A 7,850-nucleotide genomic window follows, 5' to 3' on the forward strand; every position below is an offset into this window, starting at 1 on the left:
CAGGGCGTCCAGCGCGTCCCGCGCGGCCCGCTCGACCGGCACGCGCGTGCCGTCGGGCTCGCTCAGCCGGACGCGGACGACTCCGTCGGGGTACCGGCCGGCGACCTGACGGACGAGTTCCTCTGCGAGAGCGGTCCGGCCCGACCCGGGGCGCCCGGCCACGAGCAGCACACGCGCGCGTGGCGCCTTGCGCCCCGACAGAGTGTCCAGCCCCGCGCGCTCGATGTCGGCGCAGAGCTCCTTCAACTCCCTTGTACGGCCCAGGAACCGGGCCCCGGTGTCCACCACCTGATCCGTCACGGGCCACACTCCCGTCCCACCGCAAGCCGTCACCGAGAGCGTAGTTCACCTCACACAACGCCCCGACGGGACCACGACGACAGGGTCCCCCGATCGGATCAGCGGATGGTCACACGAAACACGAGCCGCGGCCCTGCGTAGCTGCGGGCAGTCGTGCCTCCCCCAGTGCCTTAAGGGCCTGGGAGGTACCCCCAGGGCGGCACGGGTGGGCGATGGGGGTCCCCCCGCTCATGGGGGTCCCCCCGCGCGAGCGAAGCCGAGCGTGGGGGAGAAGCCGAGAGTGGGGGGGGCACCCCGCAAGCGCGGGTGAGCGACCACCCACCCCCGGCCGGCCCCCACGCCGGGCACCCGGAAATTCACGCCTCGAACGGCCTCGCAGGCCACGGCGCCAGCGCCGGGCGCAGCGCATCCACGCCGTCCCCCGCTCGCGCGGCGACCAGCGACAGCACCCCCACCACAAGACAGTTGTTGTGCAGCTCCCCCGCCAGCACGCCTCTCACCAGCTCATCCACCGGCACCCGCGCCAGCTCCATGTCCGCCTCTTCGTCCTCGACCTCGAACCGCTCCCCCTCGGCCTCGGACAACCCCCGCGCGAGAAAGATCCGTACCGCCTCGTCACAGCCGCCCGGCGTCGTGTACACATCCGTCAGCACCCGCCAGTCCTCCGCCTTGACGTGCGCCTCCTCGTACAGCTCCCGCTGCGCCGCGTGCAGCGGGTTCTCCCCCGGCACGTCCAGCAGCCCCGCCGGGATCTCCCACAGCTTCTGCCGCACCGGATGCCGGTACTGCCGCAGCACCAGCACCCGGTCCGCGTCGTCGAGGGCGAGCACGGCCACCGACCCCGGATGCACCTGGTAGTCGCGGTGCACCACGGTCCCGTCCGGCATGACCACGTCGTCGGTGCGCACGGAGGTCTTGTTGCCCACGAACGGGGTCTCCGTCGCCCGGATCTCCCACTCCTCCGGCGTGTCCTTGATCGTCATGCCTGTCCTTGCCTTCCTGCGTCACAACCCGCGCGAAAAACCCGCGGAAACCTGCCTGAAAATGCAGCCGGGGTGCGCACCTTTTGAAGGTTCGCACCCCGGCCACCGTACAACTGGTGTGTTACTTCGAGATCTTCCGCTCGACCGCGGCCTTCACCAGGCCCGCGAACAGCGGGTGCGGACGCGTCGGACGCGAGCGCAGCTCCGGGTGCGCCTGGGTCGCGACCAGGTACGGGTGGACCTCGCGCGGGTACTCGACGTACTCGACGAGCTTGCCGTCCGGGGAGGTGCCGGAGAAGACGATGCCCGCCTTCTTCTCCAGCTCCGCGCGGTAGGCGTTGTTCACCTCGTAGCGGTGGCGGTGGCGCTCCTCGACGTACTCCTTGCCGTCGTACACCTCGCGCACGATCGAGCCCTCGGCCAGCTTCGCCGGGTACATGCCGAGCCGCATGGTGCCGCCCATGTCGCCCTCACCGGCGACGATGTCGAGCTGCTCGGCCATGGTGGAGATCACCGGGTGGGAGGTGGCCGGGTCGAACTCGGTGGAGTTGGCGTCGGAGATGTCCGCCAGGTTCCGCGCGGCCTCGATCACGATGCACTGCAGGCCCAGGCACAGGCCGAGCAGCGGGATCTTGTTCTCGCGGGCGTACTTGATCGCGCCGACCTTGCCGAGCACACCACGGTCGCCGAAGCCGCCCGGGATGCAGATGCCGTCGACGTCGCCGAGCTGCTGGGCCGCGCCCGCCGGGGTCTTGCAGTCGTCGGAGGTGACCCACTTGATCTTCACTCGGGCCTTGTTGGCGAAGCCGCCCGCGCGCAGCGCCTCGGTGACCGAGAGGTAGGCGTCGGGCAGGTCGATGTACTTGCCGACCAGGGCCAGGGTGATCTCGTGGTCGGGGTTGTGGACCCGGTCGAGCAGGTCGTCCCAGGTCGTCCAGTCGACGTCGCGGAACGGCAGGTCGAGCTTGCGCACCACGTAGGCGTCCAGGCCCTCGCCGTGCACGGTCTTCGGGATGTCGTAGATCGAGCGGGCGTCGGGGCAGGCGACGACGGCCGCCTCGTCGACGTCGCACATGAGGGAGATCTTCCGCTTGATCGCGGTGGGCACCTCGCGGTCGCAGCGCAGCACGATCGCGTCCGGCTGGATACCGATGTTGCGCAGGGCCGCAACCGAGTGCTGGGTCGGCTTCGTCTTCAGCTCTCCCGAGGGGCCGATGTACGGCAGGAGCGAGATATGGACGACGAAGACGTTGTCACGGCCGACCTCGTGCCGGACCTGGCGGACGGTCTCCAGGAACGGCAGCGACTCGATGTCGCCGACGGTGCCGCCGACCTCGGTGATCACGACATCGACCTCGTCCGTCGCCATGCGGCGGATGCGGTGCTTGATCTCGTTGGTGATGTGCGGGATGACCTGCACGGTGTCGCCGAGGTACTCGCCGCGCCGCTCCTTGGCGATCACCGTGGAGTACACCTGGCCGGTGGTGACGTTGGCGGAGCCGTCGAGGTCGCGGTCGAGGAAGCGCTCGTAGTGGCCGATGTCCAGGTCGGTCTCGGCGCCGTCGTTGGTGACGAACACCTCACCGTGCTGGAAGGGGTTCATCGTGCCCGGGTCGACATTGAGGTACGGGTCGAGCTTCTGCATCACGACGCGCAGACCCCGTGCCTTGAGCAGCATGCCGAGGCTGGAGGCGGTCAGCCCCTTGCCGAGCGAGGAGGCGACACCCCCGGTGACGAAGATGTGCTTGGTCGTCGAGGATTTAGGCGGCATGGCCAAGAGGGGGCTCCCGTGGTCGCGGTCTGTGGGTGCGGTTCCGGGGTCTTCTCGCCCACCGGTCCACGGGCTACCAGCGTATCAGCGCCTCGGGGCGATGGCTTCCGGCCACGCTCCGCGCACGGGCCGGTACCGGCGTGTGACCTCTTACGGTTCCCTCACCCGTTGCTCACTCGTTCGGCGGACTCGCGTTGCCCGGAGCGGCACACAGATCATCTACGTGCGTCGTATCCTGCTCGGACACTCGCTGCCGAGCCAGGCCGGCCGAACGGCACCACCCCCGCCCGTCACACCGGAACAACAAGAGCTCGTCAGTTCGTTGAGCAACAATTGGTGCTTTGCCCTCGCGGCTGAGCGACAGCTGTGCTTGATCGCTCAACGACGTATGTGAAGAAACCCCTTGACCGCACTAGCGACAACCCCCTTGAGGGGTGACGTGGCCGTTCGACTGGAGTTGCACGTGGCCGGGCGCATCGAAGACTACGCACTCATCGGAGACATGCAGACCGCCGCGCTGGTCTGCCGGGACGGCACGGTGGACTGGCTGTGCCTGCCCCGCTTCGACTCGCACGCCATCTTCGCCGGCCTGCTGGGCACCGAGGAGCACGGCTTCTGGCGGCTCGGCCCGGCCCATGCCTCCGACCAGGAGCCGCCCACCGCCGCGCGGCGCTCGTACCGTGGCGACTCGCTGATCCTGGAGTCGGAGTGGGACACCCCGCGCGGCACGGTCAGGGTGACCGATTTCATGCCCCCGCGTGACGGCGCGCCGCAGGTGATCCGGATCGTGGAGGGTGTCTCGGGCCGGGTGCCGATGCGGTCGGCGCTGAGGATGCGGTTCTCCTACGGCCGGGTGGTGCCGTGGGTGCACAAGCACGAGGGGCGTACGGTGGCCGTGGCGGGCCCGGACTCGGTGTGGTTCGACACCGACGCCGAGACCTACGGCAAGTCGCTGACCACCTACGCGGACTTCACCGTCTCGCCGGGTGACCGGATCGCGTTCACGATCTCCTGGCAGCCCTCGCACAAGGAGCCGCCGCCGCTGCCGGAGCCGGAGCAGTCGCTGGAGGCGACCGAGGACTTCTGGCGCGAGTGGGTGGAGCACTGTACGTACCACGGCCCCTACCGGGAGGCCGTCGTCCGCTCGCTGATCACGCTGAAGGCCCTGACGTACGCCCCGACCGGCGGCATCGTCGCCGCGCCCACCACCTCCCTGCCGGAGGACATCGGGGGCGTGCGCAACTGGGACTACCGGTACACCTGGCTGCGCGACGCGGCGATCACCCTGTCGTCGCTGCTGCGCACCGGCTACCGCGAGGAGGCCCGTGCCTGGCGCGAGTGGCTGCTGCGCGCGGTCGCCGGCGACCCGGAGAACCTGCAGATCATGTACGGCATCGCCGGTGAGCGCGAGCTCGGCGAGGCGGAGCTGGACTGGCTGCCCGGCTACGAGAACTCCGCCCCGGTCCGCGTCGGCAACGGCGCCGCGCACCAGCTCCAGCTGGACGTGTACGGCGAGGTCACCGAGGCCCTGCACCTGGCCCACATGACCGGCCTCGCGCGCAACGACTACGCCTCGCTGCTCCAGCTGAAGCTGATCCGCTACCTGGAGAAGCACTGGCAGGAGCCGGACGAGGGCATCTGGGAGGTGCGCGGCCCGCGCCGCCACTTCGTGCACTCCAAGGTGATGGCCTGGGTCGCCGTCGACCGCACCATCAAGCTCATCGAGTCCGGCGACGCGGACGGCCCGCTGGAGCACTGGAAGGAACTGCGCGACGACATCCACCGGGACGTGTGCGAGAAGGGTTACGACAAGGAACGCAACACCTTCACCCAGTCGTACGGCTCGAAGGAGCTGGACGCCTCGCTGCTGCTGATCCCGCAGGTGGGCTTCCTGCCGCCGGACGACAAGCGGGTGATCGGCACCGTCGAGGCCATCCAGCGGGAGCTGTCCACGCCGGACGGCTTCATCCTGCGCTACCCGACGGAAGGCAAGGACGAGGGTGTCGACGGGCTGCCGGGCGACGAGGGCGCGTTCCTCGCCTGCTCGTTCTGGATGGCCGACGACCTGGCGATGATCGGCCGGGTGGACGAGGCCCGCAAGCTGTTCGAGAAGCTGCTCGCGCTGCGCAACGACCTCGGTCTGCTCGCGGAGGAGTGGGACCCGCGTCTGCAGCGCCAGGTGGGCAACTTCCCGCAGGCGTTCAGTCACGTGCCGCTCATCGACACGGCGCTGCGGCTGACCGCGTCGGGGGCGTACGGGGGCTGAGCCTCCCGGCATGAGTTCGTGGCCGCACCCGCCTAGGCTGAGAAGCAGTTGTCAGCCTCTTGACCGGAAGGGGGCGGCCATGGCCTCCCTTTCGAAGGCGGGCGCGGCACTGGCCGCGCTGCGCGAGGAATGCACCGGTGAGATCTTCGCTCCCGGTGACCCGGGCTACCACGAGGCCCGGACGGTCTTCAACGGGATGATCGACCGGCGGCCCGCTGTGATCGCCCAGTGCGCGCACGAGGACGACGTCGTGCGGGCGGTCCGCTTCGCCAGGGAGCTGGACCTGCCCGTCGCGGTGCGCGGCGGCGGGCACAGCGTGGCGGGGCAGGCTTTGTGCGACGGCGGTCTGGTGGTGGACCTGCGGCGGATGCACGAGGTGACCGTCCATCCGGCGGCCGAGGCGGTACGGGTCCGCGGCGGGGCCACGATCAGTCATCTGGACCGCGCCACCCAGCCGTTCGGTCTCGCCACGACCGGCGGACGGGCCTCCACGACCGGTGTGGGCGGCTTCGTGCTCGGCGGCGGCAGCGGCTGGCTGGACCGGTGCTTCGGGCTCGCCGTGGACAATCTGCTCGGCGTGGAACTGGTCACCGCCGACGGCCGCAAGGTGCACGCGAACGCGGACGAGAACCCGGACCTGTTCTGGGCGTTGCACGGCGGCGGCGGCAACTTCGGCGTCGCCACGGCGATCACCTTGAAGCTGCACGAGATGCCCGAGTTCTGCATCGCCCTGGTGCTGTGCCGGCCGGAGTTCGGCCGGGAGGCCGTGCGCACGTTCCGCGATGTGATCGAGGCGGGGCCGGACGAGGCGAGCGGCGCCGTTCTCTATCTCACCGCCCCGCCCGCGGAGTTCGTCCCGCCGCACCTGGTCGGGTCCCTGATGTGTGCCGTGCTGCTGACGTACGCGGGCGCCGAGTCGGACATGCGCAAGACCGCCGAACCGCTGCTGGCGCTGCCGCACGAGGCGGAGGTCGTCGGCCCGATGCCGTACGCCGATGTGCAGTGCATGCTCGACGATCCGCCGGGGATGCGGAACTACTGGTCGGCCGAGTATCTGACCGGTCTGCCCGACCAGCTGGTGGACGTGTTCTGCGCCCGCGCGGACTCCCTGCCGGTGGGCACCGGCACCCAGCACTCGGTGTTCCCGCAGGGCGGCGCCATCGCCGAGGGCCCGCACACGTACCCAGTGCCGTACCGGGACGCGCCGTGGGGTGTGCACCCCTTCGGCATCTGGGAGGACCCGGCGGACGACGAGCGGTGCGTGCGCTGGGTGCGCGACGTCCGCGCGGACGTACGGCCGTGGAGCACCGGAGCGGTCTACCTCAACTTCATCGGCGACGAGGGCACGGACCGGGTGGTGGCGGGCCTCGGCGAGGAGAACGCCCGCCGGCTGGCCGAGGTCAAACGGACGTACGACCCGGACAACGTGTTCCGGTTCAACCACAACATCCGGCCGGCGTGACGCCCGGACCGCCCACGCGGTGCGATGTGCCCGGCGGTCGCGGGCGCGGGTAGCGTCCGGGTCATGGACAGCGGCAGGAACAGCGGATACGACACTCAGGGCGCCGGGATCACGGTGCAGCGGGCCCTGGAGCTGCCCGGGCTGCGCAGCGGGCTGCCGGAGGTCGTGGCGGGCGCCGACCGGCTGCAGCGCACGGTGCGCTGGGTGCACGCGGGCGAGGTGCCCAACATCGCCTCGCTCCTCAAGGGCGGCGAGCTGCTGCTGACCACCGGCTACGGCATGGGCAACCGGCCGGCCGACCAGCGGGCGTTCGTGCGGACCCTGGCCGAGCGGGGCATCGCCGCCCTGGTGGTGGAGCTGGGCACGCGCTTCACGCGGCTGCCGGCCGCCCTGGTCGACACGGCCCGGCTGGCGGGGCTGCCGCTGGTGCAGCTGCACCGCGAGGTGCCGTTCGTGACGGTCACCGAGGAGATCCACACCGAGATCGTCAACGGCCACTACGCGCTGCTGCAGCGCGCGGAGGAGGTGCACCGCCGCTGCACCGAGGCGCTGCTCGGCGGGGGCGGGGTGCCGCAGGTGCTGGAGATCCTGGCCGGGTTCAGCGGCAACCCGGTGTTCCTGGAGACGACCGACGGGCAGCTGCTGTACGCCGCAGGCGAGGGCCTGGAGGGCGCGGATCCGCTCCAGGTGTGGGAGGGGCTGCGCGACAGGCACCAGGACGACCCGCCGGCCGGTTCGGCGCTGATCGACGTGCCCGGCGGGGGTCCGGGCAGCGGGGCGCGGGCACGGCTGGTGCTGCTGCCCGTGCGCGGTCCGCTGGGGCAGGTGCACCGGATGGCGGCGGAGCGGGCGGCGAGCATCCTCGCCGTGGTGCTGATGCAGGCCCGCCAGGAGGAGGAGCTGGCGGCGCGGGGCCGCGGCGACTTCCTCACCGACCTCGCCGAGGGGCGGATCACCGCCGAGGACGCGCCCGCGCAGGCGCGCGTGCTGGGCTTCAAGCCCGGCGGCAGCCCGCTGCTGCCGGTGGTGATGCGGCTCGGCGACGCGCTGTCCCCGCAGGGCGGCGGC

General features: G+C 71.0%; 5 protein-coding genes and 1 pseudogene. 3 read left to right on the forward strand and 3 right to left on the reverse strand.

What is annotated here, in order from left to right; all coding sequences use genetic code 11:
• From N4P33_RS29495 to N4P33_RS29505, 3 genes and pseudogenes are all read right to left on the reverse strand, one after another.
• Positions 1-300 (reverse strand): annotated as a pseudogene (locus N4P33_RS29495) (hypothetical protein); the annotation flags it as partial.
• Between the two features lie 356 nt (positions 301-656).
• Positions 657-1,283: an NUDIX hydrolase gene (locus tag N4P33_RS29500; RefSeq protein ID WP_260829996.1), complete on the reverse strand. Its 627-nt coding sequence runs from the start codon at positions 1,281-1,283 to the stop codon at positions 657-659.
• A gap of 121 nt (positions 1,284-1,404) precedes the next feature.
• On the reverse strand, positions 1,405-3,054 hold the full coding sequence (locus tag N4P33_RS29505) for a CTP synthase (protein ID WP_260830001.1): 1,650 nt from the start codon (positions 3,052-3,054) through the stop codon (positions 1,405-1,407).
• 463 nt (positions 3,055-3,517) lie between these two features.
• Between N4P33_RS29505 and N4P33_RS29510 the strand changes: the two genes are divergently transcribed.
• The 3 genes from N4P33_RS29510 to N4P33_RS29520 all read left to right on the forward strand — a co-directional run.
• Positions 3,518-5,320: a glycoside hydrolase family 15 protein gene (locus N4P33_RS29510; protein ID WP_260830003.1), complete on the forward strand. Its 1,803-nt coding sequence runs from the start codon at positions 3,518-3,520 to the stop codon at positions 5,318-5,320.
• 79 nt (positions 5,321-5,399) lie between these two features.
• On the forward strand, positions 5,400-6,782 hold the full coding sequence (locus N4P33_RS29515; RefSeq protein WP_260829997.1) for an FAD-binding oxidoreductase: 1,383 nt from the start codon (positions 5,400-5,402) through the stop codon (positions 6,780-6,782).
• Positions 6,783-6,845: 63 nt separating this feature from the next.
• Positions 6,846-7,850 (forward strand): PucR family transcriptional regulator ligand-binding domain-containing protein (locus tag N4P33_RS29520; RefSeq protein ID WP_260829999.1); only part of this gene is annotated, 1,005 nt, incomplete at its 3' end.

It is taken from the genome of Streptomyces sp. 15-116A, assembly GCF_025290915.1.
Classification (GTDB): domain Bacteria; phylum Actinomycetota; class Actinomycetes; order Streptomycetales; family Streptomycetaceae; genus Streptomyces.

Bases quoted from the DNA above. Each gene is read 5' to 3' on its own strand.
- N4P33_RS29500 (WP_260829996.1), bottom strand. From the start codon at position 1,283: ATGACGATCAAGGACACGCCGGAGGAGTGGGAGATCCGGGCGACGGAG.
- N4P33_RS29505 (WP_260830001.1), bottom strand. From the start codon at position 3,054: ATGCCGCCTAAATCCTCGACGACCAAGCACATCTTCGTCACCGGGGGT.
- N4P33_RS29515 (WP_260829997.1), top strand. From the start codon at position 5,400: ATGGCCTCCCTTTCGAAGGCGGGCGCGGCACTGGCCGCGCTGCGCGAG.